General features: G+C 66.8%; 19 protein-coding genes and 2 tRNA genes. 8 read left to right on the top strand and 13 right to left on the bottom strand.

Translation table 11 applies throughout. The annotated features are described in order from the left end of the window. Position 1: 1 nt before the first annotated feature. The 6 genes from FHS02_RS07800 to FHS02_RS07775 all read left to right on the top strand — a co-directional run bounded on the left by FHS02_RS07800 (position 2) and on the right by FHS02_RS07775 (position 4902). Complete coding sequence (locus FHS02_RS07800; RefSeq protein WP_137314598.1) at positions 2-901, top strand: peptidylprolyl isomerase; 900 nt, start codon at positions 2-4, stop codon at positions 899-901. Further along, complete coding sequence (locus tag FHS02_RS07795) at positions 898-1602, top strand: hypothetical protein (protein WP_137314599.1); 705 nt, start codon at positions 898-900, stop codon at positions 1600-1602. The genes FHS02_RS07800 and FHS02_RS07795 overlap by 4 nt, the downstream gene beginning before the upstream one ends. Positions 1603-1666: 64 nt before the next feature. Beyond that, on the top strand, positions 1667-3577 hold the full coding sequence (mutL, locus tag FHS02_RS07790) for a DNA mismatch repair endonuclease MutL (RefSeq protein ID WP_137314600.1): 1911 nt from the start codon (positions 1667-1669) through the stop codon (positions 3575-3577). Between the two features lie 5 nt (positions 3578-3582). Beyond that, the gene (gene miaA, locus FHS02_RS07785) at positions 3583-4530 is read left to right on the top strand and encodes a tRNA (adenosine(37)-N6)-dimethylallyltransferase MiaA (RefSeq protein WP_137314601.1); all 948 of its coding nucleotides are present in this window, start codon (positions 3583-3585) and stop codon (positions 4528-4530) included. Between the two features lie 142 nt (positions 4531-4672). Then, positions 4673-4749 (top strand) — tRNA-Met (locus tag FHS02_RS07780). A gap of 76 nt (positions 4750-4825) precedes the next feature. Then, positions 4826-4902: transfer RNA gene (locus FHS02_RS07775), tRNA-Met, on the top strand. A gap of 39 nt (positions 4903-4941) precedes the next feature. On the opposite strand, the gene FHS02_RS32050 is transcribed toward FHS02_RS07775, so the two are convergent. The 3 genes from FHS02_RS32050 to FHS02_RS07760 are packed head-to-tail and all read right to left on the bottom strand — an operon-like array spanning position 4942 to position 9171. Then, positions 4942-7725: an ankyrin repeat domain-containing protein gene (locus tag FHS02_RS32050; protein ID WP_137314602.1), complete on the bottom strand. Its 2784-nt coding sequence runs from the start codon at positions 7723-7725 to the stop codon at positions 4942-4944. Further along, positions 7685-8386 (bottom strand): hypothetical protein, encoded by a 702-nt coding sequence (locus FHS02_RS07765; protein WP_137314603.1) that lies wholly within the window; start codon positions 8384-8386, stop codon positions 7685-7687. The genes FHS02_RS32050 and FHS02_RS07765 overlap by 41 nt, the downstream gene beginning before the upstream one ends. A 23-nt stretch (positions 8387-8409) precedes the next feature. Next, positions 8410-9171 carry a hypothetical protein gene (locus FHS02_RS07760; protein ID WP_137314604.1) on the bottom strand — a complete coding sequence of 254 codons (762 nt, stop codon included), beginning with the start codon at positions 9169-9171 and terminating at the stop codon, positions 8410-8412. 157 nt (positions 9172-9328) lie between these two features. Between FHS02_RS07760 and FHS02_RS07755 the strand changes: the two genes are divergently transcribed. Beyond that, on the top strand, positions 9329-9580 hold the full coding sequence (locus tag FHS02_RS07755; protein WP_137314605.1) for a hypothetical protein: 252 nt from the start codon (positions 9329-9331) through the stop codon (positions 9578-9580). Positions 9581-9728: 148 nt separating this feature from the next. Here the strand turns inward: FHS02_RS07755 and FHS02_RS07750 are convergent, their stop codons facing one another. The 6 genes from FHS02_RS07750 to FHS02_RS07720 all read right to left on the bottom strand — a co-directional run bounded on the left by FHS02_RS07750 (position 9729) and on the right by FHS02_RS07720 (position 17332). After that, on the bottom strand, positions 9729-12596 hold the full coding sequence (locus FHS02_RS07750) for a beta strand repeat-containing protein (RefSeq protein ID WP_137314606.1): 2868 nt from the start codon (positions 12594-12596) through the stop codon (positions 9729-9731). Between the two features lie 726 nt (positions 12597-13322). Continuing rightward, the gene (locus tag FHS02_RS07740) at positions 13323-13475 is read right to left on the bottom strand and encodes a XapX domain-containing protein (protein ID WP_137314608.1); all 153 of its coding nucleotides are present in this window, start codon (positions 13473-13475) and stop codon (positions 13323-13325) included. Next, entirely contained in the window at positions 13472-13714 is a 243-nt protein-coding gene (locus tag FHS02_RS07735; RefSeq protein ID WP_137314609.1) for a DUF1427 family protein, read from the bottom strand. The genes FHS02_RS07740 and FHS02_RS07735 overlap by 4 nt, the downstream gene beginning before the upstream one ends. A gap of 10 nt (positions 13715-13724) precedes the next feature. Next, on the bottom strand, positions 13725-15569 hold the full coding sequence (locus FHS02_RS07730; RefSeq protein ID WP_229422226.1) for an amidohydrolase: 1845 nt from the start codon (positions 15567-15569) through the stop codon (positions 13725-13727). A gap of 124 nt (positions 15570-15693) precedes the next feature. Beyond that, positions 15694-16965, bottom strand: a complete 1272-nt coding sequence (locus FHS02_RS07725; RefSeq protein WP_137314610.1) for an MFS transporter — start codon at positions 16963-16965, stop codon at positions 15694-15696. A gap of 40 nt (positions 16966-17005) precedes the next feature. Continuing rightward, positions 17006-17332, bottom strand: a complete 327-nt coding sequence (locus tag FHS02_RS07720; RefSeq protein WP_137314611.1) for a thioredoxin family protein — start codon at positions 17330-17332, stop codon at positions 17006-17008. Between the two features lie 192 nt (positions 17333-17524). Here FHS02_RS07720 and FHS02_RS07715 point away from each other — a divergent pair, with 192 nt between their 5' ends. After that, on the top strand, positions 17525-18355 hold the full coding sequence (locus FHS02_RS07715; protein WP_137314612.1) for a glycosyltransferase family 2 protein: 831 nt from the start codon (positions 17525-17527) through the stop codon (positions 18353-18355). Between the two features lie 79 nt (positions 18356-18434). On the opposite strand, the gene FHS02_RS07710 is transcribed toward FHS02_RS07715, so the two are convergent. The 4 genes from FHS02_RS07710 to FHS02_RS07695 all read right to left on the bottom strand — a co-directional run bounded on the left by FHS02_RS07710 (position 18435) and on the right by FHS02_RS07695 (position 25402). Then, positions 18435-20333, bottom strand: a complete 1899-nt coding sequence (locus tag FHS02_RS07710; protein ID WP_229422227.1) for a glycoside hydrolase family 28 protein — start codon at positions 20331-20333, stop codon at positions 18435-18437. Between the two features lie 8 nt (positions 20334-20341). Continuing rightward, positions 20342-21790, bottom strand: coding sequence for a pectinesterase family protein (locus FHS02_RS07705; protein ID WP_137314613.1), 1449 nt, complete (start codon positions 21788-21790; stop codon positions 20342-20344). Further along, positions 21787-22563, bottom strand: a complete 777-nt coding sequence (locus FHS02_RS07700; RefSeq protein WP_137314614.1) for a rhamnogalacturonan acetylesterase — start codon at positions 22561-22563, stop codon at positions 21787-21789. Before FHS02_RS07700 ends, FHS02_RS07705 begins: the two co-directional genes overlap by 4 nt. A gap of 133 nt (positions 22564-22696) precedes the next feature. Beyond that, the gene (locus FHS02_RS07695; protein ID WP_137314615.1) at positions 22697-25402 is read right to left on the bottom strand and encodes a TonB-dependent receptor; all 2706 of its coding nucleotides are present in this window, start codon (positions 25400-25402) and stop codon (positions 22697-22699) included. Positions 25403-25602 lie beyond the last annotated feature (200 nt).

The raw sequence follows: 25602 nt of genomic DNA, 5'->3' as shown, positions 1-25602 counted from the left end.
GATGCACCGCTGGACCTTCTATTTTCTCGCCTCCCTCGCCGCAATGCCACTGGCGGCGGCAGAACTGCCGCCGAAAGCCTCCGTCGCCGACGTGATCAAGGCATCCCAGAGCGCCGAATGGCGTGCGCTCGACCCGGACAGCACGCTGTACATGGAACTGCCGGCCGGCCGCGTCGTCATCGAACTGGCGCCCGCGTTCGCGCCGAAACACGTCGACAACGTGCGCGCGCTGGTACGCGATGGCTACTTCGACGGCCTGGCGATCCTGCGCGCGCAGGACAATTTCGTGGTGCAGTGGGGCGATCCGGACGAAGCCAGCCCGCGCCCGCTGAAAACGGCCAAGGCAAAGCTGGACGGCGAATTCACGGTTCCGCTCAAAACCGTCAGGCAATTCACGCGCCTGCCGGACCGCGACGGCTACGCGCCGCAGGTGGGCCATTCGAACGGCTTCCCGTCCGCGCGCGACCCGAAGAGCGGCCAGGCCTGGCTGGCGCACTGCTACGGCATGGTGGGCGTGGGGCGCGATGTGGGTGCGGACAGCGGCAACGGCGGCGCACTGTACGCCGTGATCGGCCAGGCGCCGCGCCAGCTGGACCGCAACATCACCGTGGTCGGCCGCGTGGTCGACGGCATGCCGCTGCTGGCCGTGATGCCGCGCGGCCCCGGCGCCATGGGATTCTATGAAGACCCGGCGCAACGCGTGGCGATCAGGTCGGTGAAGCTGGCCAGCGACGTACCGGAGGCGCAGCGCAGCAGGCTCGAAGTGATGCGCACCGACTCGGCCAGCTTCCGGGCCGTGGCCGAGGCGGCGCGCAACCGCGGCGGCCCGTGGACCAAGGTGGCCGCCGGCCACATCGACCTGTGCAACGTGCCGATCCCGGTGCGGCCGGCAGGCACGTGACGCCAGCCGCAGTGTTGTGCCGGCCCTCCCGCGCCGCCGGCCTCGGCGTGGCGGCCGGCCTGCACGCGGCCGTCATCGCCCTGCTGCTGGCGGACGCGGCGCGCCCGCCGACGCTGCCCGCAGGCCAGGCCCGTGCCTTCCTGCTCGTGCCATTGCGCACCCAGCGGCCGGCGGAACCGCCACCGGCCGGGGCGCGGCAGGATCGGGCGCCGGCACGGCAACGCCATGCCGCAGCGCGGCCGCCGATCATCTCCCCGCTGCCGCCCGCATTGCCGTCGCTGGCCGGCGCCATCACGCTGCCGCCAGCGGCACCTGTCGCGCCTGTCGCGCCTGTCGCACCGGCCGCCCCGGCCGATCCGTTCGCCGAACCGGCCGCGCAGCCGTCCCTCGCCGAGCGCGCCCGCAGCAGTGCCGGGAAAATCGCCCGCGAACTCGCGCAGGAACCAGGGCAACGTCCGCAGGGACCGCTGGCGGCCAGGCGCAACCGGCATTTCGACCGCCCCTACGAAAGCGGCATGCATGGCTTCACCGAGGATCGCTACGTGTCGCCCGACGGCACCAGCGTGATCCGCCGGAAGAGCTCCGGCGAGGTGTCCTGCCATATGCCCGCGCCTTACCAGCTGCGTGCCATTCCCCGTTCGAGCTCGAGCGAACGGCGCATCAACTGCCCGCCCGACAACGCCGGGTGGGAACGGCACTGATGCCGCGCCGCTGCGGCGCCGATGCAGGGCTGGTGCGGCGCCGCTCCGGTATAATTTCGCCACCATGAACGCCCCGATTCCGCCCCGCCCGATCCGGGCTCTTCCCGACCAGCTCATTTCGCAGATCGCCGCCGGCGAGGTGGTCGAGCGGCCGTCCGCCGTGGTGAAGGAGCTGCTGGAGAACGCGCTGGACGCGGGCGCCAGCCAGGTCACGATCCGCCTCGAGGAAGGCGGCGTCAAGCGCATCTGCATCACCGACAACGGCAAGGGCATCCCGCCGGAGCAGATGCCGCTGGCGCTGGAGCGCCACGCCACCTCGAAGATCGCTTCGCTGGACGACCTGGAAAACGTCGGCACGCTCGGCTTTCGCGGCGAGGCGCTGGCCTCGATTGCCTCGGTCGCGGTCGTCACGCTGACGTCGCGCACGGCCGACGCGGCCCATGCTTGGGAACTGCAGGGATCGCACCTGGGCACGGTCGTGCCATCGTCCGGCGCGCCCGGCACCACGGTCAATGCGCAGGACCTGTACTACAACACGCCGGCGCGCCGCAAATTCCTGAAATCCGAGCAGACCGAATTCGGCCATTGCGCCGAAGTCGTGCGCCGCATCGCGCTGGCGCGGCCGGACGTGGCCTTCACGCTCACCCACAACGGCCGCACCGTGGATCACTGGATGGCCAGCGACATGGCCAAGCGCAGTGCGCAAATCCTCGGCGAGGCGTTTGCCGAGGCGCGCATCCCGATCGACGAAGCGTCCGGCGTGCTGCGCCTGCACGGCTTTGCCGGCTTGCCGACCGCCTCGAAGGCGCGTGCCGACTGCCAGTATTTCTATGTCAACGGCCGCTTCGTGCGCGACAAGCTGCTGGTGCACGCGGTGCGCGCCGCCTATGAAGACGTGCTGCACGGCGACCGCTTCCCGTCCTATGTCCTGGCGCTGGAACTGGACCCGGCGCTGGTCGACGTGAACGTGCACCCGTCGAAGATCGAGGTGCGCTTCCGCGACGGCCGTGCCGTGCACCAGTTCGTGTTCCACGCGGTACAGCGCGCGCTGGCGCAAACGTCGGCCACGGCGCACGGCAACGTGCCCGCGCCCCTGCCCGCCGCGCAGACACTGGGCGGCGACGTTCCGCTCAGCGGCCACGCCTGGCGCCCGCAGCAGCAGACCTCGTTCGGCGCGATGATGAACCCCACCTACGCGCCCACCTTCTCGCCGTCGCCCTTCGGCGCGCGCGACGGCGGCGGCGTGGCACAGAGCACGGAACGCTACGGCGCGCTGTTCGCCGAACCACAACCGCCGCGCGCCACCGAGCAGGCCGCGCCGTATGCGATGCCGCAGCCGGCGGGCTACACGGCTACCGCGGCCGCGCTGGCGCACGAGGAATTTCCGCTCGGCTTCGCGCTGGCGCAGCTGCACGGCATCTATATCCTGGCGCAGAACAGCAAGGGCCTGGTGCTGGTCGACATGCATGCCGCGCACGAACGCATCCTGTACGAACAGCTGAAGAATGCGCTCGATGCGCAGATCGCCGGTACCGACATGCAGGTGCAGGCGCTGCTGATCCCCGTCACGTTCTATGCCGACCCGGTCGAGGTGGGCACCGTGCAGGAACATGGCGAGACCCTGGCGGCGCTGGGCTTCGACATCGCCGTGCTGTCGCCGACGACGCTGGCGGTGCGCGCCGTGCCCAGCCTGCTGAAGAACGCCGATGCACAGACGCTGGCGCGCGACGTGCTGCGCGACGTGCGCGAATTCGGCGGCTCGCGCGTGCTGATCGAGCGCCGCAACGAGCTGCTCGGCACGCTGGCGTGCCACACGGCCGTGCGCGCCAACCGCATCCTGACCGCGCCGGAAATGAACGCGCTGCTGCGCCAGATGGAAAGCACGGAACGCGCGGACCAATGCAACCATGGCCGCCCCACCTGGGTGCAGGTCGAAATTTCCGCCCTCGACAAACTGTTCCTGCGGGGACAGTGATCCACATGAACCAGCAAGCCAAGCGGCCGCTCGCGGTCGCCATCATGGGCCCGACCGCGTCGGGCAAGACAGCCGCCGCGCTGGCCATCGCCGAACGCATCCCGTCCGAAATCATTTCCGTGGATTCGGCGCTGGTCTACCGCGGCATGGACATCGGCACCGCCAAGCCCACGCGCGCCGAACGGGCCGCCGTGCCGCACCACCTGATCGACATCATCGACCCGCTCGACGCCTACTCGGTCGCCCAGTTCCGCGACGATACGCTGCGCCTCGTGGCCGACATCGTCGCGCGGGGCAGGCTGCCGCTGCTGGTCGGCGGCACGATGCTGTACTTCAAGGGCCTGGCCGACGGCCTGGACGACCTGCCCGGCGCCGATCCCGCCGTGCGCGCCGAACTGGAAGACGAAGCGGCCAGGATCGGCTGGCCGGGACTGCATGCGCGGCTTGCCACGCTGGACCCGCCAACGGCCGCGCGCCTCAATCCGAACGATGCCCAGCGCATCGGGCGCGCGCTGGAAATCATCCGCCTGTCGGGCCAGCCCATGTCGGCCCTGCTGGCGCGGCGCGAAAAGGAACCGCTGCCGTTCGAGCTGATGCCGTTCGCGCTGGAGCCGGGCGACCGCGCCGTGCTGCACGAGCGGATCGCGCGCCGCTTCGACATCATGCTGGAAGACGATGCGCTGATCGACGAAGTGGCGATGCTGCGCCGGCGTGGCGACCTGCATCCGGGCCTGCCGTCGATGCGCTGCGTGGGCTACCGCCAGGTGTGGGAATACCTCGACGGCCGCATCGGCTACAAGGACATGCGCGAGACCGGCATCATCGCCACGCGCCAGCTCGCCAAGCGCCAGCTGACGTGGCTGCGGGCCATGCCGGAGCGGATCGTGATCGACTGCCTGGCGCCCGACGCGACCGGGCAGATCCTCGCGCGGATGCCCGTGCCGCACCGCTGAACCAGGCGCTGTTGCGTCGATGTCGCGCATTTGCGCTGCACGTTACCGATTTGCGCTATATTGTTCGATTGTCCATTGAAAGCGCAAAATTGGCGCTTTCCTTGACAGGGTGGGTGGCAGCCTGCATAATGCCTGCCGTTGCGGTGATATAGCTCAGTTGGTTAGAGCACAGCACTCATAATGCTGGGGTCGGTGGTTCAAGTCCACCTATCACCACCACCAGAATTCAAGACGAATGGCCTGACCGGCGACGGCTCAGGTCATTTTTCTTCAGGAACATCGTTGTACAGTTTGCGGTGATATAGCTCAGCTGGTTAGAGCACAGCACTCATAATGCTGGGGTCGGTGGTTCAAGTCCACCTATCACCACCAGATGTGAAAAAGCCGCCGGTCGCGAGACTGGCGGTTTTTTTATTTGGCGCGGGCAAGCATGGCCTTCAGGCTGGCACAAGTCTTTCGATAGAAGTCCTGCGAGCAGCGTAAATCCCGGCGCTCCAGCTCCTCGCCAGCAAGCTCCAGGCCTTGCTCGATTACTGTGCGCCCTTGCTGGTCCAGCGGCGCGGGCGATTTCGCCAGAATCATGTCCAGCGCACGCTGGCGGCAGCCACCGATGGCAGCCCTGAGAACATTGCTGTTTTTATCGGATGTCAGCCGATATGGCTGCGCGCCCATGTTCAGCAAGGCGCCCACCACATCGTCGTTTTCCGGGAGGCCACACGGTCCGTCGCGGTACAACCAGGCGGGACAGTCCCCGTACTGCACGCCGTTCACGTCATAACGCAGCTTCTTCAACTTCCCCAGAAAAGCCTGGCGTGCCGGTTTTCCTGCGTCCTCCGGTATTTCTTCCCGAGGATCGCAACTGCTCAGGAACTCATCCAGGATACCGCTGCGCGAAGACGCATCGCTGGGAGGCGCCCCCTGTTTCAGCAAGTAGAGCGCGAGCCCGAGCCTGCATGCTCCGACGGCACTCTTCAGGGCCTCGTACCCTTGCTGCCCACGCATCTGCTTTCGCAAGAATGGATATTGTCGCTGGAGCCTGTCAACCATATCGATACGGCGACGCTCATCCTCCGGCGTGGTGTCCATCAAGGTCATGGAGCTGATGAGATCATCGGATCCCTTGGGTGTAATCCCGTATTTCAACAACCGCTCCATCACCTTCAGGTATCTGGTCGACTGCACAAGGTACAGGTTCGCCAGCGCCGACTTTGGATCGAGCTTGCCGGTAGCGAGAAATTGTTCGAGCACAAAGCGGTGCCCGCCGGATTCATACGACGCGAACGACTGGCTGAAAGGCGTGCCATCTGCATCCGGATCAGTCTGCGAAGGCTGGAAGGGTTCCGCTCCGGCCGCGATCAGCGCCGCGATGACCTGCGGATGTGGTTCGCTGTGTTCCACTGCCGCGCGGAGGGGAGCCCTGGCGGGGCAGGGCTGCTGCCCGCAGGTGCCGGACCCCGGACCTGCGTGGACAGTCGCGCCGGCATCGAGCAGGATCCCGATCAGCTCTGGATTCTGCGGCATGGCGCGCAACGCGATTTCAAGCGCCGTATCGCCGTTGCCGCTTCTGGCATTGATATCGACATCGCCCCTTTCTATGAGCTCCCGCACCAGTCCAGGATTATTGTTCCACACCGCGTGATGCACTGGCGTAAATGTCGGCGCGTCTTTCTCTTGCACCCGCCGCAAACGCGCCGCCCAAGCTTGGCCGCCAGCGAGCCGCCGGTAAGCGTTGATGTGGCGTGGTGCGCACGCCAGCATTTTCTTTCCCGTAGCGGCGAGCCGTTGATTGTCGCTTGCAACCAGAATTTCCCCGACCCTGAGCTGCGCATAGTAGTCGTGGCTGAGGGCCGCCGCGATATCAAGGAGGTACACACCGTGCCGCACCGCGCTGTTATAGGGCTGGCTCGTCCTCAATTCGTCATTGATGGCGGAATACACCGTGCCGATCCGGTGTTCATGCAGCCATTCCAGCAGTTGCGCCGCACGGTAATGGTCTTTACTCTTGCTGGATGAGCGAACCATGTTCAACAAGAGCGAGCGGGCCAGCCAGTTGCCGCGTGCCGCAGCCTGGACGAGCCCACGTTTCGCTTCTTGATCAAGGCGGGCCTCGAAAAGAGCGTCCAGGTAGCGTTCCACAGCTTCCATCATTGGTACCGGACCGACTTCGACGGGTGACTTGCAGATGAAACTGGTGACCGGCTTGCGCAACATGCCATCCCTCCGCACAGCATCGATGACCTTGTCGGCTTTCTGCCCTGCCGCCTTCGACCTGCCATGCGACGGTAGTGGGCCAAGCCAGGCATAGCTGTCATCGGCTGGCCCGCCGGCATCCCCACTCACCGCGCTTGCGCCGGAAAGTGCCGAATCCGCGCACGCGATCATTTCCTCGCCAACCCCTATCAGCTCCTTCCTGGGTGTCTCCACCAGCGCGAGGCCCACTCGCCGCTGCGCTGCGTAGCTGTGCTGAAGCGCGGCAAGCACCATCAGCGGGTTTTGATGCACATTGTGATCCCCACTGCCGCCGCCTCGCGCGCTGAAAAAATCCGACCAGAAGGAATACAGCGAACCGATCTTGTTCTGGCGCATCCAGGTCATCAGCTGGAATGCTCGCACCTCGTCGACGCCCTTCTTGTCGCTATGCATCAGGAATTCGAAGACGAGGCTCCGGGCGATCCAGTTGCCTTCTGCTGCTGCCGCGAAAAGGCGGTAGCGTAAAGTTGCATCGCCGGTGCTGGCCGCGGGATTCTTCAGGAATTGTTGGACCACTTCCATCGCCGGAACCGGTCCCGCTTCCGCAGGCAGCTTGCAGTTGAAGTCCAATATAGCCTGCTCCGGATCTTTCGGCAGGTCGGCGCCCAATTCGTTGAGAAGGCCTGTGAATGCCCCCTCTTCCAGCTTCGCCGGTGGTGGACCCAGCCACGACATCGTGGCCGCCTCCTGCTCCGTCATGTGTATCGGCGCTTTTTCGTTCGTATCGGCACGCGCGGTTGCGGAAGCGAGCGCCATGATCGCCAGGAAAGTCAAAGTTTTTAACATTTGCGGGTCTCGTCTGGTCAATGCTGTGTCCCACGTCGCGCAAGCGTTGAGGCGCATACGCATTTGGATCAGGGGTCCGGACACTTCCGGGGCTATCGCATTACGGCTGTTGTTCGCTTCATTTCGTCTTTCGATATAAATCCCTTGCACTGGCTGCACACGCCAGCATCCTGCCTCCTGCCGCAACCAACTCCGGATCGTCCATTTCAATCAGTGCCCTGCCGACGCTGGCTTGCGCCGCGTAGTCATGGTGCATGGCAGCGGCGGCAACGAACCTCGAGGGGTCGTGAGCGACCGAGGTGTCATGCTCGTCGGGACTGGCCCAGACCTGATCCTCCAGTCCCACATACAGATGGCCGAGCCGGTGCCGGTGCAGCCATTCCGCCAGCTGGAGAAGCCGGTAGCGTGTCGCCATGTCTTCTGTTTCGCGGAGATGGGAAAACAGTTGCGCGCGGGCGAGCCAGTTACCACGCGCCGCTGCCTGCGACAGGCCGTCTGCCAGCGCTTGGTCGTCCAGGCTGCCGGGCAGCCCGTCTGCGTAGCGCACGACCGCCTGCATCATCGGCAGCGCTCCGACTTCCGCCGGGATCTTGCAGACGAATCGGCGCACGTCGGCAGCCCGGGCATCCTTGACGACTTCATCGACGAGCCGCTTCCAGCGCGGCCCAATGTCGATATGGTCGATTTTTCCTGGCAATGGCCCCAGCCAGGCGTATGGATCCTTGCTAGCAACAGGCGCTTGTGGCCGGTGTGTACCAGCCATGTGAATTGTTCCAAGGCCCAGCAGTAACAGGACCGCGATCATCCATTGACGTGCCATGACTTTCTCCTATGTTTGAAAAATCAACCGCGCACCGCCAGCGCCCGGCTTTCGTCCGCCTGCCGATACACCGGCAGCGCCCGCGCCGCGCAATCGAGCATGCGCCGCCCGGTGGCGACCTGCCGCGCGTCGCCGCTGCGCAGCAGCTCGCGTCCCACCTTGTACTGCGACGGATAGTTGTGATGCATGGCGGCGTAGATATCGAGGCTGGAAAGCGCGTTGCCAGGCGCGCCGTGGTGCTGGCCGGATGCGCCGGCCGCGTCGCCGATGGCTGCGTACAGCGTGCCGATGCGGTGCTCCTGCATCCACTCGATCAGCGTGATCGTGCTGAAGAGCGTCGTGTCGTCCGGTGCCGGGTTGCCTAACGTCGACAGGAACAGCTGCACCTTGGCCAGCCAGTTGCCCTGTTGCGCCGCACGGTGCAGGCCACGCAGCAGGTCCGGATCGCGGCGGCTGTCCGGCAAGCCGCGCAGATAGGCGTCGACGGCGTCCAGCAGCGGCACCGGTCCCACCTCCGCGGGCAGTTTGCAGACGAAGCGGCCCGTATCCTGGTGCGAGGGCATGTCGTGCAGCGTGTCTGCCGGCAGCCGGTCGATCCGCCCGCCGGCCGTTTCGGCAGCAAGCTTCGGCGTCCCATGCGACAGGCCGCGCGCCTGGGCCATGCTTGCCGTAGCCTCGGCTCCACGCCGGTTCGATTGCAGCCGGTCGCGCGGCTGCTGCATGGCGGAGTAGATCAGGCCGCCCGCCAGCAGCAGCAGCACCGCCAAGGTCCCGTGGTTTTTCATGTTTTTCCCGCAGATGAACTGGTCCGAAGCCAACTCTAAGCGGGGCGGAGACGAACGAGATTGCGAGAAATCAATGCCTGAAGGCAATCATTGCTTCAGATCATTAACATCGATGACGGCCGGCAGCACACTGTGGTTTTCACACACAGGAGGAAACATGGTCGATCTGATGCAACCAGTATCGCGCGTCATCGGCGAGCACCGCGCGCAGATACTGCAGAAGCTGGACGGCAAACCGGGGGAGTGGACGGTAGCGGCACTGCAGAACGAGCAGGCGATGAATACCGTCATCGGCTGCTGCTACGAGCTGCTGCCGGGGCTCGTGCGGCTGGCCGTCAAGGAGCCGGCATTTCGCACGTTCATGATGAACAACCGCGACCGCGTGCTGGCGCAACTGGCGCAGGCGTAAAAAAACCCGCAGGAAGAAGCTTCCCGCGGGCCAGCCGAACCAGCATTGAATCGGACAAGACTCCAATCGGACAAGACTCGAATCGGACAAGACTCGAATCGGGCCAGCGTCGCCGAACCAGCGCCATGCGCCGGCACGGTCCGCACGGTTACCGGTCAACGGCAAGCTTGCGGCGCGCCGGCCAGCGCACCAGCAATACCGTCAGGCCCGCCAGCAGCATGATCCACGTGCCGGGTTCGGGAACCGGCGTCACGCCAAGCACGTACTGGAAGCCCAGGCCGCCTTCCGCATTCAGCGTGAAGCCGGTGGTCAGCAGCAGCTCCTGCTCGCCGGCAGCCAGCGTTCCCAGTGTCAGCGCGTTGTCATCGAAAAACAGCTGCGCCGCCGCGGCGCTGGTGAACGTTTCCGAGAACATTTCGACGCCCTGGCTGCTGAGCGTCAGTTCCAGTGTCTCGAAGTCGGCGCCTGCCGACAGCGACCCGGCCAGTCCCAGTATCAGCGTGCTTTCCAGTGCCGTGTTGAACACGAAACTGGCCGACGTCTCGTAGGTATGCGCGCCGAACATGGCGGACGAATAGGCGCCGGCCATCGTGCCGATGCCGATCACCTCGCCATTCTCGAGCGCGGCCGCGACGGCCGGCGAAGCGGCCAGCACGCCGTCCACCGTGGCTGCCGACGGCCGGGCCACCGCATACGACTGTGCCTGGAAACCGACCGTGGGCAGCGCCAGTCCGTAGGCGGTGCCGCCCACGTTGGCCCCCGTGGTGGCCACCGCGGAGCCGGATACGGGCGCGCTGGCGCCGGTGGCAACCAGCACGCCGTTCGTTCCGGTCGAGGTACTGGTTGCCGCCACCGTGCCGGCAGCGCCGGTGCCCCGCGCCTGCGCACCGTTGACGGCCGTGCCCAGCGCCCACGAACGGGCCGTGGCATCGGCTTGCAGACCGCTGGCTTGCGCGCTGGCGTTGGTGCCGCCTGTCGCGCCGCCCCGCGCTTCCGACAATGCCTTTGCGGTGCCCTGCCCGGCGCCGCCACCCTGTGCCGCAGCATAGGCCTGCGCCGTCGCCGCGGACTCGGCGCGCGACAGCGCATTGGCGCTCCCGCCGCCCTGGCCGCCGGTAGCCGCTGCCTGGGCGCGGGCCTGGTCGACAGCCGTCACCGTGGTGCGGGCCAGCGCATTGCCGCCCACGCCGGCGGAGCTGCCGCTGAACCCGGCACTGCCGCCCTGGGCATTCGTGGACCCGGCAACGTAGGCCGCGGCCACGCTGGACGAGAGCACCAGGACGGCTTCGCCGTTGCCACCCGCGGTGCCCAGGCCATTCGGAGCATCCCCGCCACTGCCGCCGGCCGCCACCACATTGGCCGTGAGGCGGCGGGCGGCGGCATCGTCGAGCGTCAGCCGCGATACCGCGGCGGCGCCCTGCGCCGCCATCCCCGCTGCGCTGGCGCCGCCGGCACCGCCGTAGGCCTGCTGGGTCAGCGACAAGTTGCCCGAGGTCGCACCGCTGACCGTGTCGATCAGCGTGGCGGCACCGCCGGCACCGCCATCGGCGCCATCCAGGCCGACACCGCCGGCGCCGCCCTGCAGATGGGCCCTGAGCGTCACGTCGCCGCTGGTGCTGCTGCCGGTCACCGCAACGGCGGCCCCGGCGCCGGCGCCACCCGTGTTGCCGGTGCCGCTGGCCGCGCCGCCGGCGCCGCCGTAGGCGCTGGCCAGCAACGTCGCCGCGCCGGCGCCGTCTGCCGCTCCCGTCGCCCGGCTGTCGGCCGCGGCGCCCTGCGCGCCGTTGCCCGTCACGTCGCCGCTGCCGCCACCGTTGCCACCCGTAGCATTGCTGCTGCCGGACACGCTGCCGCCGGACAGTTGCAGCGTGCTGACGGCAATGCCGCCCGTGCCGTGAGCGTTTCCGACGGACGCCGTGCCGCCTGTTCCGCCGATCGCGGTCGCCGAACCGGTCACCTGCCGCATGCCGGCCAGGATGGTGGAACTGCTGGCTCTCGCGCCGTTGCCGGCGGCCCCCTGGCCTGCCGCGCCGGACCCGCCGAATGCGGTCGTATCGCCTTCCACGGTGGCCGCCTTGGCGGTCGATCTCAGTTCCAGCGCGCTGCCGGCAGTGCCGCCGTTGCCGCTTTGCGTCAAGCCGTTGCCGCCGCTGCCGCCCTGGGAAAGCAGGGTGGCTTGCAGCGCGCTGGCCGTGCCGTCGCTCAGCGTCAACGTCGCACCGGCCGCGCCGCCGTTCCCGCCCGCCGCGGCGCCGCTGCCGCCCCCCGCCCCGCCATGGGCGTTCTGGAACAGCGTCAGGCGGCCCGCCGTGTAGCCGGTGGCGGCATTCAGCAGTTGCGAGCCGCCGCCATCGGTGCCGTCGGCGTGCGTCGCATGGCCGCCACTACCGCCGCGCTGCGTGACCAGCACATTGACGGTGCCGGTATCGGACTCTCCGTTGGCGGACGCGCTGGCGGTGCCGGCCTGGCCGGCGCCGGCACCGATGCCGTTGCCGGTCCCGCCGGTACCGCCGGCTGCATGTACGAGTACCGTCACCGCGTCGCTGCCCTGCGCGCTGCCCACGGCAACGGCGTTGGCGTTGCCGCCCGCACCTCCCATGGCACCAGCCCCCACGTCGGCACCGTTGCCGCCCGCCCCCGGCAGGCCGCTGGCGCCGCCCGTGCCACCGGTTGCCGAGGCTGCCACCGTGGCGGCGCCGGCAACCGGGTGCGAACCGGCCGTGGCGCTGGCGCCGCCGCCGTTCCCTCCCGCGCCGGCCGCTCCGCCGTTCTGCCCGAAGCCGCCCGCGGCACCGTTGCCACCCGGACCGCCGGTGCCGCCGCTGGCATCGGCAGTATTGCCGTTGCCGCTGTTCGGTCCCGACGAGGCGATCGCGTTCTCGCCGGCGCCTCCGACGCCGCCCGCCGCGCCCGGCCGCGCACCGTGCGTGCCAGGTGTTCCCGGCGCACCGTTGACGGCCGCCGCGGCGCAAGCCTGGCCGACCGCCAGCGCCAGCAGCAGTGGTACCAGCCGCACCCGGGTGGCGCGACGTGATGCGGGTGAACGTGAAGCGGGAGAACGTGATGCGGGTGAACGTGATGCGGGTGAACGTGAAGCGGGTGAAGTAGAGATGCCCATGAGTCGTCCCCTCATTATGTTGAGTAATCCTGGCGTGTCCTGTCGCGACCCAGCCACAACCGTCCCGGAGCATGGCGATGCCGGCGCAGGACACATCGCGCCGACCAGGCGGACATGCTAACAACTGAAGCGTCCGGATGCCGCTTGATTGCCCTCGACATCCTCCCCTTCCTGAAGGAAAGGGATTCCTGCGGACGGCCAATGCAGAGGAACGATGCCTGGGACTGCCGGTTATCTGTCGAGACGTGCCCACAGCCCGGGCATGTCTGCTGGCGCATGCTTCATGATAGATCGTGCATGAGCAAAGACAACGACATTCGACACGCGCCCATTGACGTCCTTGGCCCGTACATCGAACAGCAGCCGGCCCCGCATTCGCCGAGGACGGCCGCGCCGCCCGTGCTCCTGGCCTTTGCCATGAAGGTGGAAGAGATGATGGTGCAGCGCGGCGGCAGCAACGCCGGCACCACGCTGGACCTGCCGGGCATGCTGGTGGGTTGCTCGCTGCTGGCCTTCGATGCCGGTCGCGAGCACGGCAGCTATACACTGTCGCCGCTGCACCGGACGTTTGCATTGCACGAACGCGCCAGTGCAGCGCCGGCGCGCTGGCTTGCCAGACGATTGCTAGACCAGCCCGCCGACCACGTAGCCGCCCGTCATCGCCACCACGAGCAGCGCGCCGATCGGCGTGGGCGGCGCCGGCGAAGGAATGTCGCAGGCGCGGCACACCGCGCCGATCACCAGGCCGAGAACGGCACCGGCAAGCAGCGCGATCATCGGGCACCCCCTGCCTGCGGCGGCGGCGTTTCAAGCGCATGGCCGCCGCAGTGGCGCTTGTTCTCGGCGGCGCGGCGCGCGACGTAGCGGTCCACCAGCCAGTAGCCGCTGCTCATCATGAACACCAGCAGCGCGCCGGACAGCACCGGCGGCGACGCGGCCGGGATGCCGAACTTGCGGCACGCAAAGCCGACGGCGAACGACAGCACCAGCCCGGCCAGGATCTTCACGTAGTTCATCGCCCCTCCGTCAGAACGCAAAGCAGCTGCAGCCGAACGCGCCCCAGAAGCCGGCGTAGTCCGAGACCGGCACGCTGGACTTGCGGGCCACGTCGTGCGAATGCCGGTGCACCGCGCATGCGCCGGCGCACTGGTGCGGCAGTAAGCTCTTCTGCGGCGCCGGCGCCGCCGCGCGGTAGTGGCCCGGCACCTTGTTCACCGGCGACCAGTCCGGCAGGACGGGCAGTTGCGGCGGGCCCAGCTTGTCGAACTCGGCCTGCGCGAAGACGATCCTGCCGCCCACCACGGTCAGCACCGATTCGATCGACTTGATCGCTTCCTCGTCGACGCGGAAGAAGTCGGCCGACAGCACCGCCAGGTCGGCCAGCATGCCTTCCTGGATGCGGCCCTTCTTGCCCTGCTCGTTCGAGAACCACGCGCTGCCCGCGGTCCACAGTTCGATCGCCGTCTCGCGGTCGAGCCTTGCGCCCGCGTCATACAGGCGCAGGCCGCCGACGGTGCGCCCCGATACCAGCCAGTACAGCGCCGTCCACGGGTTGTAGCTGGCCACCCGCGTGGCATCCGTACCGGCGCCGACCGGCACGCCGTTTTCCAGCATGCGCTTGATCGGTGGCGTATGGCTGGCCGCCTCGGCACCGTAGCGGTCGACGAAATACTCGCCCTGGAACGCCATGCGGTGCTGGATCGCGATGCCGCCGCCCAGCGCCTTGACGCGCTCGATGTTGCGGGGAGTGATGGTCTCGGCGTGATCGAACAGCCAGTGCAGGCCATCGAACGGAATCTCGCGGTTGACCTTCTCGAACACGTCGAGCATGCGCGAGATCGACTCGTCATAGGTGGCGTGCAGCCGGAACGGCCAGCGCTGCTCGACCAGGTGGCGCACCACCTGCTCCAGCTGCCCTTCCATCTCGGGCGGCAGGTCGGGGCGCGGCTCCAGGAAGTCTTCGAAATCGGCCGCCGAGAACACCAGCATCTCGCCGGCGCCGTTGTGGCGGTACCAGTCGGTGCCGTCGCCCGGCTTGACGATCTCGGTCCACTTTTTGAAGTCCTGCAGTTCGGCGCCCTTGTTCTGCGTGAACAGGTTGTAGGCGATGCGGATCGTCAGCTGGTCCTGCTCGGCCAGCTGCTGCACCACCTGGTAGTCCTGCGGATAGTTCTGGAAGCCGCCGCCCGCATCGATCGCGCTGGTCAGCCCGAGACGGTTCAGTTCGCGCATGAACTGCCGGGTCGAATTGACCTGGTGTTCCAGCGGCAGCGCCGGGCCCTTGGCCAGCGTGGCGTACAGGATCATCGCATTCGGGCGCGCGATCAGCATGCCGGTGGGGTTGCCCTGTGCATCGCGCTGGATCTCGCCGCCCGGCGGCGCCGGCGTGTTCTTGTCGTAGCCCACCGCGCGCAGCGCGGCACGGTTCAGCAGCGCGCGGTCGTACAGGTGCAGCACGAACACCGGCGTATCGGGTGCGGCGGCATTGATCTCGTCCAGCGTCGGCATGCGTTTCTCGGCGAACTGGAATTCGTTCCAGCCGCCCACCACCCTCACCCATTGCGGGGTCGGCGTGCGCAGCGCCTGTTCCTTCAGCATGCGCAGCGCGTCGGCCAGCGACGGCACGCCTTCCCAGCGCAGCTCGAGGTTGTAGTTCAGGCCGCCACGGATCAGGTGCAGGTGCGAGTCGTTCAGGCCGGGGATCACGGTGCGGCCGTTCAGGTCGATCACCCGGGTGTCGGCCGCGGCATGGCGCATCACCTCTTCGGCGCTGCCCACGGCGAGGAATTTTCCGTCCGCGATGGCGACCGCCGTGGCGACGGGATTGGCTTTGTCGGCCGTGTGGAAACGGCCGTTGGTCAGTATCAGCATGGATTTTCTTGGTGGACGATGGGTGTACCCCATCATACGCACCTGGCGTGCCCCGTCATCCCTAGACAGGGCACGGCAATCCTATGCCGAAAGAGGTAGCCCTTGCGGTCCCCCCGGCCGTCCGTTACTGCTTTTTCGCCAGCACCAGCGCGATCAGGCTGAGCACCGCGGCGATCGACAGGTAGTAGCCCACGTATTGCAGCCCGTAGGTGGTGGCCAGCTTGGTGGCGATGTACGGCGCCAGCGAGGCGCCGATGATGCCGGCCAGGTTGAACGTCAGCGAAGCGCCCGTGTAGCGCACCTCGGCCGGGAACAGTTCCGACAGGATCGTGCCCAGCGGGCCGTACGTCATGCCCATCAGTCCCAGGCCCAGTGCGAGGAACAGCGTGACCTGGACCGCGCTGTTCGAATCGAACAGCGGGCCGAACACCAGGCCGAACAGCGCGATCGCCGCCGATACCCAGATCAGCGTGCCGCGCCGGCCATAACGGTCGGCGAGCAGCGCCGCCACGGGGATCGTCAGGCCGAAGAACACCACGGCGATCAGCTGCAGGACCAGCATCTGCTGGCGCGAGAAGCCCAGCCCGGCCACGCCCCAGTTCAGCGCGAACACCGTCATCAGGTAGAACAGCACGAAGGTGGCCATCGCCATCATCGTGCCCAGCACCAGCGCGCGGGTGTGCTGCACGAGGACCGCCTTGACCGGCACCTCGACGCGCTCGCCCTTGTCGAGCACTTTCTGGAAATCGGGCGTCTCGGTGATTTTCAGCCGCACATACAGGCCCACCAGTACCAGCAGCGCGCTGGCCAGGAACGGGATGCGCCAGCCCCAGCTGAAGAACTGCTCGTCGGTCTGTACTTCGGACAGCAGCAGGAAGATCCCGCCGGACAGGAAGAAACCGATCGGCGCGCCCAGCTGCGGGAACATGCCGTACCAGGCACGCTTGCCCGGCGGTGCGTTCTCGGTGGCCAGCAGCACGGCGCCGCCCCATTCGCCGCCCAGGCCCAGGCCCTGGCCGAAACGGCACAGCGCCAGCAGCGCCGGCGCCCAGGCGCCGATCTGCGCATAGGTGGGCAGCATGCCGATCACCACGGTGGAAATGCCCATCGTCAGCAGCGCCGCCACCAGCGTGGCCTTGCGGCCGACGCGGTCGCCGAAGTGGCCGAACACGGCCGAGCCCACCGGGCGCGCGAAGAAGGCGATCGCGAACGTGGCCAGCGACTGCAGCGTGGCGGCGGTGGGGTCGCCAGCCGGGAAGAACAGGTGGGGAAACACGAGGACCGCGGCCGTCGCGTAGATATAGAAGTCGAAGAATTCGATCGTGGTGCCGATCAGGCTGGCAAACAGCACGGTGCCGGGCGAGTTGACTCGACCGGCCGGGTGAGGCTGGGACATGCGTACTCCGGGATGATGGAAAAACCGATAGAAGGTGCCGTCAGCCGGGTGGGGCGATCCGGGCGAACGCGTCGCGGATCTCGCCGGCGTTTTCCGGGCGCACCACACGCGCCACTTCCTTCCCGTCTTGCAGGAAGATCATGGTCGGCCAGAGTTTGACACGGAAGGAACGGCCCAGCAAGCGGCCGGGCCCGTCCTCGACCTTGAAGTGGCGGATGCCCGGATAGTCCGCGTAGGCCTCCGCCAGCGGCACCTGCGCGGCGCGGCAGTAGCCGCACCAGTTGGTGCCGAATTCCAGCAGGGCCGGGCCTGCCAGGGCGTCGATGTCGGACCGCGACGGGGCGGCTTCCTGGTAAGTGCGTTCCATGATCTGCTCCACAACGATGATGGCCGCACCTTAACATGGGTCGGTGGCCGCAGGCGCATGCCTCGGCGGGGACGGGTGCTAGAATGGCGCCTGCCTGACACTGTAACAACCCACAATCACCGCGCTAATTTTCGCTAATTCGCGCCAACTGCAATCATCGCGTAATAAGCCCGCGACAACACCGCGATCACGATGCGACTTGGCATTACCTCCATACAGCGCAACCGCCAGCCCTGGATCGTCGAGTGGCTGGCCTTCCACCTGCTGGCCGGCTTCGACCGTTTCTACCTGTACTGCCACAAATGCGACGACGGGATGGTGGACACGCTGACCAGGCTGGCGCGGCATTATCCGATCACTGTTTACCGGATTGGCGACCAGGACAAGCCGCAGCTGGCCGCCTACCAGCACGCGTGGGACAACCACCAGCAGGAAGTGGACTGGATGGCCTTCATCGACGGCGACGAGTTCCTGTTTCCCACCCGCGCCGCCACGATGGCCGAGGCGCTGGCACCCTATCGGGACAAGCCGCTGTCGGCACTGGGGGTGTACTGGATCTGCTACGGCAGCAACGGGCATCTGCGCGATCCGGGCGGCCTGCTGCTGGAGGACTACCCGCGCCACAGCGAGCCGGGCTTCGGCCCGAACCGGCACATCAAGTCGATCGTCCGTTCCGGGCAGCCGGTGCGCTGCACGGGATCGCACCTGTTCACCACCCCGCACGGCACGGTCGACGAGCAGCTGCGGCCGCTGACGGCGCCGATGCTGCAGGACCCGGCACTGGCGCCGTCGTACGAGCACTTCCGCATCAACCACTACGTGACCCAGCACTACGACTACTTCAAGCAGGTCAAGCAGGACATCGGCGCGGCCGACCGCACGCCGCACATCGTCCGGCCGGACCACTGGTTCACCGGCCACGACCGCAACGAATGCGACGACGGCGTGGCACGGCGCTTCCTGCCGGCACTGAAGCGCAAGGTGGCCGAAATGCAGGCCGTACTGGAAACCGAAAGCCGGTGAAAAACCGGTGACAGACACCTATTATTTTGGAACATTCGTTGCAAAATAACTGGTGCCTGTCACCGGTTTTGCAGTGCGGTTATGCCGACAGCGTGGTGTTGTACTCCGTGCCGCCGATCTTCACGCGGTTCAGCTTCAAGCCCCGCACGTTGTACAGGAAGTACGGCTGCTCGGTGCTGACGGTGGTGCCGAAGTCGCAGTCGCTGATCGTCACGTTGGTGACGGGCGGCACCTGCGGCATCGGCTGCGGGCCGTTGTAGTTGTTGGACACCGGGCCGAGGATCACGATGGCCTGGTAGCACGCCGCCTTCTGCCCTTTCTTCGCCCCCTTCTTCACTTCCACGTTGCCGACGGTGACGTTGGAAATCTGCACGTTGTCGACCACCGGCGGCCGGGTGCGCACGGTGTCGGCCGTCGGCGTGTAGTCGCAGTCGAACGTGACGACGGCGCCGGCGGCCACGGCCACGGTTTTCGATTCGATCGGCGAATTGGGCAGCGATGCGTAGAACGACGGGCTGGTCTGCACGCCGTTCGGGATCTTCACGTTGCGCACGTAGAAGTTCTTCAGGTAGCCGCCCCGGTTCATGTTGGTCTTCAGCCGGATCGCCGTGTTCAGCGGATCGGTCGCCCAGTGGATGTTCTCGAACACCAGGTCCTGCGCATAGACGTTCTGGATGCCGCCGGCCATCTCGCTGCCCAGCGTGACGGCGCCGTGGCCGCTCTGCATGATGCACTTCTGCACCACGATGTTCTGCGACGGGCCGTACTGCACGTCCAGGTCCTTGCCGGCCTTGATGGCGATGCAGTCGTCGCCCGTGTCGAACGTGCAGCCTTCGATCAGTACCATGTCGCACGATTCCGGATCGAAGCCGTCGCTGTTCGGGCCCTTGCTGTTGCAGTGCACGTTGCGGATCACGATATCGCGGCAGTGGACCGGATGGTGCTGCCAGAACGGCGTGTCCTTCACCTCGTAGCCTTCCAGCAGCACGTTGGTGCAGCCGATCAGGTGGATCATCGTCGGGCGCAGGAAGTGGCCCAGGCCGAACACGCGCTGCGCCAGCGGCACGCCCGCTTCGGACAGCGCCGGCAGGTACTGCTCGTCGGCGCGCCAGCGCTCGCCTTCGCCCTGGATGTGCAGGCGTTCCGCTTCCGTCAGGTGCGGCGCCACGTCCTTCAGCGACTTCGGGTTGATCGGGTTCGGCAGGCGCTGCGTCAGCTTGCCCTCCACGTAGCCCGGCGTGTTCGCCTGCGAGGCCGGGTTGATCGTGCGGTTCTTGCCCTTCCAGGTCCACCAGCAGTCGCCGTCCTTGCCATTGAACGGCACGCCGCCCTGGCCATTCAGGATACTGGTCCAGTCTTCGCCGGTCAGCGCGATATTGTCGGCGCCGTATGCATAGATTGGCGACGCGAAGTTCAGGCAGTCGTTGCCCTGCCAGCGCGTGATCACCAGCTTGCCGTGCTTGCCGCAATCGAACTCGCCGTACTTGGCATAGTCGGTCGGCTGCGTCGAGAACAGCACGTTGGCCCCCTTCTTCAGGTGCACGTGCACGTTCGACAGCAGCACGATCGGCCCGGCCACGAACCAGTTACCGGACGGGATCACCACGCGGCCGCCGCCGGCCTTGTGGCAGGCCTCGATGGCCGCCTTGATCGCCGGGTAGCAATCGTGCGAACCGGGCGCCTGCGTTTCAACGGTGGCCTGGTCGTCATGCGAGATCCATGCCTTGATCTTCACCAGCTTGCACTGCGCGGCGCCGAAATCGGTGATCGGGAAGTCCTGGTCGCGGAAGCGCCGCGGCTTGTTCAGCCGGTCGACGATTTCCTTGGCGCGGCCCCACGGGTCGTCGCCGATCGCCGCGTTGGCCGTACCGGCACCGAGGGTGGCAGCGCCACCGGCCAGCGCCAGGCTGGATGCCGACACGGCTTTCATCATTGCGCGGCGTTTTTCATTGACCCGCTGGTCGTTCAAATGGTTCATGCTGTCTCCTACTCGTGGAAGTTGTTGAATTCCGCCAGGTACACGTCCGGCGTCAGGGGCTGCTTCCCGTAGCCCAGGTGGTTGACGGGGTCGAAGCCCGCGTTCTTCAGGTTCTTGTAGAAATCGTCGGATGAAAACTGCGCCGGGCGGTAGGCCAGCGTGCCGGGCGCATTCCAGTCCGACCAGGGCCGCTTGCGGTCGATGTGCGCGCCGATGCGCGAATGGATCACCACCATCTTGCCCACCGTTTCCAGCACGGTCGGCGTGATCGTGCCCTTCGGCGCCTGGTAGACGCTCGCGCTGCCCAGGGTGCAGGCGTAGCCTTCAATGGCCACCGGCGCGTAGGGGCTGCAGCGCGAGTTGTGGAACCACTGGCGCGCCAGGTAGTACTTGCCGGCCAGCGCGTTCGGCGAGCCGTCATGGGTGAACTTCACCTCATTGAACACGAAGCCGTACTTCGTGCGCCAGTTGGTGTTCGGCGCGCCCACGTACGACATCGTCCGGTCGCCCAGCGACTTCACTTCGCTGCGGTAGAAGTATGCCGTGGTGTCGCCGAAGATGAAATCGACGTCGCCCTCGATGTACGACTTGTGGAAGAAGCTGCGCGCGGTGACGCGGGTTTCGGCCGACTTCAGGTACAGCGTGTCCTGGAAGCCGATCAGCCGCACGTTCTCGAACTGCGCCTTGTCGGCCCCCTCGACCAGCAGGGCCACGGCCTGGTGGCTGACGCGCGCCTGCGGTTTCTCCGGCGTCCCGCACACGCGCTCGCCGCATTCGTCGCGCGCATTGCCGGTGGCCTTGTTGTAGGAATTCTCGATGGTCAGGTTGCGTGCCTGGAAGCCGTGGTTGCGCGTCCATACCGTCATCGAACCACTGGTCGAGATGGTGGGCGCGCGCGCGGCGATCTGCGCATGCATGGCCACGATGGCCGGGTCGAGCCGTGCAAACTGCGGCCCGTATTGCTTCAGGTAGTCGGCCACCGGAACGGCGGCATCCAGCCCGGCCGAGATCACGGTATCGCCCGCGCCCTGCCCTTCTCCGTACAGCGTGATGGGTCGCGCGGAGGCGGGCACGTAGACCAGCTCGCGGTAGGTGCCCGGCTTGACGAGGATGTATTGCCGGCCGCCTGCCGGCTTCGCGGCGGCGTCGGCGATGGCCCGGTTGACCGCCTGCTGCACGCTGACGAACGTGGTCACGCCGTCGGCACGGCCGGCGGCATCGACGACATAGTCCGCCGCCAACGCGGCGCCTTGTGCCAGCGGATCGGCCAGCGGGTTCCACGGATCGGTTTTCTCGGCACCGGCGCGGCCGGTGGTTTTCAGTACCTCGGCGATCGCATAGCGTTTCGCCTGCGCGTCGCTCAGCTGCGGACGGCCGGCGGCACCGGTATCCTGTGCCTCTGCTTGGCCCGCTCCGGCAACGAACAAGGCCGCGAGCAGCAGTGCCGCGCGCATCATTCGCCCTCCGGCTTGAACTCGGCCGCCAGCGCCGGGATGGCTGTCTTCAGTTCGCCCTCGACCATCGCGGCGAAGTATTTCGCTCCCTTGGCACCAAGGTGCGTGTAGTCGAAAGCACTCTTGGCGGCGCCCTGCGGCTCGACGCCCGTTCCGGTGGCGACGGGGGCCGAGGCAGGCTTCGGCGCCACCGCGAACGTATCGGCTTGCGCCTCGCCCATGGCCTGCACGGCCGCGTAGCTGTCGGCATTCAGGTCCAGCAACGGCACCTGCTTTTCCTTCGCCGTGGCGCGGATCGCGTCCGCCCACGGCACCAGCGTGTTTTCCAGCACGCCTTCCTTGAAACTGCGGCGTGTCAGCGGCGTGACCAGCACCGGCAGGCCGTTCAGCGCCTTGACTTCGTCGACATAGCGCGCCATGTTGACGGGGAATTCGGTCTTCAGGTCGGTCGACCGGCCCGGCTTGCCCGGCTGGTCGTTGTGGCCGAACTGGATCAGTACATAGGTGGCGCGGTAGGCCGCGCTGCCCTTCAGCAGGCCCTGCACTTCATCCCAGCGCCCCTCGGCGCGAAAGCTCGACGAACTGCGCCCGCCCTTGGCCAGGTTGATGCAGGTATGGGCGCGGTTCACGCGCGCGCAGAACGCCTCGCCATAGCCGCTGTTCGACGCCATCGTCGAATCGCCGACGAGGATGAAGCGTACCGGCTTGTCGGCGGCGTGCGCAGCACCGAGGCAAAGCAAGGCACCGACCGCGCCAAGCAAGAAACGTTGTTTCATATGCGCTCCGTTCCTGAAAGTTTCCCGGAAAATGGGCGGTCCGCCGACGCGGTACGTCCCCATTTTTCAGGCAATGTTTCCTTCTAACAGGGAGCCGCAGCGATACGGCTCCCTATTTTCCCAGCCTGACCGCTTAGAACGTGTAAGTCGCGCGCAGGTTGTACGAGCGCCCGATCGGGCTGGCCGCGCTCGACAGGTAGCCGAACGAGTAGCCGCTGTGGTTCGTGACCGGCGGGGCCGAGTCGAACACGTTGGTGACGCCGAACGTCAGCTGCGTGTTCTTGAAGCCCTTGTAGCCCACCGTCAGGTTCCACGGCTTGTACGAGTTGATGTCGCGCCAGTAGGTCTGCGCCACCAGGTTCTGGTCTTCGTACTTGGAGTTGTAGTTCTGGGTCGCCTGCGCGGTCCAGTCACCCAGTGCCCACGACATCTTCAGCACGTGCTTCCAGCGGTACGTGATGATCGGGAAGCTCGACGTGGTGCCGTTCGATGCATTGCCGAAGCGGCCGATGTTGCTGACATACTCCTCGCCCGGGAACAGCTGGTTGTCGAACTGCGTCAGGTACGTGCCATCCAGCTCCACCCTGAAGTCGCCATAGGCGTTGCGCGGGAAGCGGTAGCTTGCCGACACGTCGATACCGGCCGCCTTCTGGCCGCCCAGGTTCATCGTGGTGTTGTTGATGTAGGCCAGCGAGCCGTCGGCGTTACGCACGAACAGGTTCGCGTACTTGGCCGGATCGAGGAAGTACACCTGCTCCGGCAGGTTGGCCAGCATGTCCTTCATGCGGATGTTCCAGTAGTCGAACGACATCGTCAGCGACTTGGTCGGTTCCACCACCACGCCCAGCGTGAAGCCCTTCGATTTTTCCGGCTGCAGGTTGGCGTTCGAGCCGACCTGCTTGTTCAGCTGCACGTTGCAGACTTCGGACGACACCAGGCCCGGCAGCGCGGTGCCGGTACCGGTCACGCCCGGCGTGCCGCCCGGGCACTGCAGCGGGTCATCCCAGCGCGCGGAGGTCTTGCCGGTGGCGCCCGGCAGGCGGTAGCCGTAGGCGTCGAACAGCGTCGGCGCGCGGAAGCCGGTGTTCGCCGAACCGCGGAACATCACGTTCTTGGTGGCTTCCCAGCGGAAGCTCACCTTCGGATTGATGGTGTTGCCGAAGTCGCTGAAATAGTCGTCGCGCACGGCCAGGTTGACGTTCAGCGCGCTCGTGACCGGCAGGTCCAGTTCGGCGTACAGCGCGTACACGTTGCGCTGGCCTTCGCCATGCGACGCGGTGCTGTTCAGGTACTGCACTTCGTTCTGGATCGCCAGCTTGTCGTCGCGGGTGGTCTGGTGGCTCATGTCGGCACCGACCGCGATCGCGGCATCGCCGCCGGCCATCGCGAACAGCGAGCGGCTGGCCGAGAAGTCGATACCCTTGTACGTGGTCTGCGAATCGCGGTTCTTGATGCCGTCGACCGAGATCGATGCCAGGTAGTCGCGGCCGGCCTGGTCCTGCAGGCCGAACGGGTTCAGCGCGCCGCTCTTCAGGCCGTCGAGGATACCCTGGCCCTTGAAGAAGCCGTTCTGGTAGAAGTTTTCGCGGTCGGACAGGCCGATCACCAGGCCGGCGCGGTAATCCCAGCCCGCCAGCACGCCTTCGTCGACGAACGCCAGGCGCTGGTTGACCTGCTTGTCCTTTTGCGTGGCCAGGCCATAGTCGGCCACCGACCAGGTCACCGTCAGCGGCTGGCCGTTGATGCCAGCCACCGCGGGCACGCCGCCGCTGTTGCCCGGGTACCACTTCGAGCTGAATGGCAGCAGTGCCGCTACGCCGCCGACGGCCACCGACTGGGTGGGATTGCGGGCGGCGATGATCTGCGACTGGCCACGCGTGTATTCCACCGTGAAGGTGTGGTCTTCGCTGATCTGCTTGGCGGCACGGGCGTAGAAGCTGAGCTGCTCGTTCTCGTACAGCGCGGTGCCGTACTCGTTGCTGTTCAGCGTACAGGTGTTCTTCGCGCCGATCGTCGAATACGGCTCGGCGCATGTGGCGGCGTACGGGTTCTGCGCGGATTTGTTGGTGGCGGTGGTGAAATTGGCCGGCATCGCGTAGCCGCCGGTGCCCAGCGTGCGCGGACGGCCCAGCGATGCGAGCAGCTCGTCGGAACTGAATGCGGCGCGGTCCTTCGCGGCCAGGCGCGAACGGTCGTGGAAGTCGACGGTGGCGTAGGCCGACCAGCCGTCGCGGTTCAGGTTGCCCTTGCCGAAGGTCAGCGTGGCGCGGCGCTCGTCGCCACCGCCCTTGCGTTCCGGCGTCACGTACTGGCCGGTGACCTGCACGCCTTCGAATTCCTTCTTCGTGATGAAGTTGACCACGCCGCCGATGGCGTCCGAACCGTACAGCGAGGAAGCGCCATCGCGCAGGATCTCGACGCGCTGCAGCGCGGAGAACGGAATCACGTCCAGGTTGGCATAGCCGGCGGAAATCGCCTCGTTGGCCAGGCGGCGGCCGTTCAGCAGCACCAGCGTGCGGTTCACGCCCAGGCCACGCAGGTTGATGTTGGTGCCGGAGCCGGCGTTCGACGGTGCCAGCGATGCCGATTGCGGCAGCGCCATCATCACGTCTGCCAGCGTGGTCATGCCGCGCTGGGTGAATTCTTCGGCCTTGATGCTGGTGACCGGCAGCGCTTCTTCATTGGCCAGTCGCTTGATCGAGGAACCCGTCACTTCGATGCGCTGCATCGCGGCTTCCTGTGCGGCTGCCCCGTTGGCGACGGCGATTGCCGCCAGTGCGATCGAGGTCAGTACCAGCCGTTGCTGGAAGCGGGTTTGCATACTTGCGCGCTTGTTCATGCTTGTCTCCTGGGTTTTCCGATGGTGTTCGCGCCGGCCTGCATGGTGCGGCAGGCGGCGGTGATGGAGCACCTCGCGTGCTCGGTGCCGCTGCGACGAAGGCCAAGGCCGGGGTCGCACACGGTGGATAAACTTTTTTTATGGCGAGATCAGGGGCGCGGCAGTGCTGCGCGCGAGCGCGCGCTGCCGGCAAGCGTGGC

This window comes from Pseudoduganella umbonata (assembly GCF_014192225.1).
GTDB lineage: Bacteria > Pseudomonadota > Gammaproteobacteria > Burkholderiales > Burkholderiaceae_D > Rugamonas > Rugamonas umbonata.
Note: the sequence above shows the minus strand (reverse complement) of the source record. Positions and strands in the feature narration are given on the sequence as shown.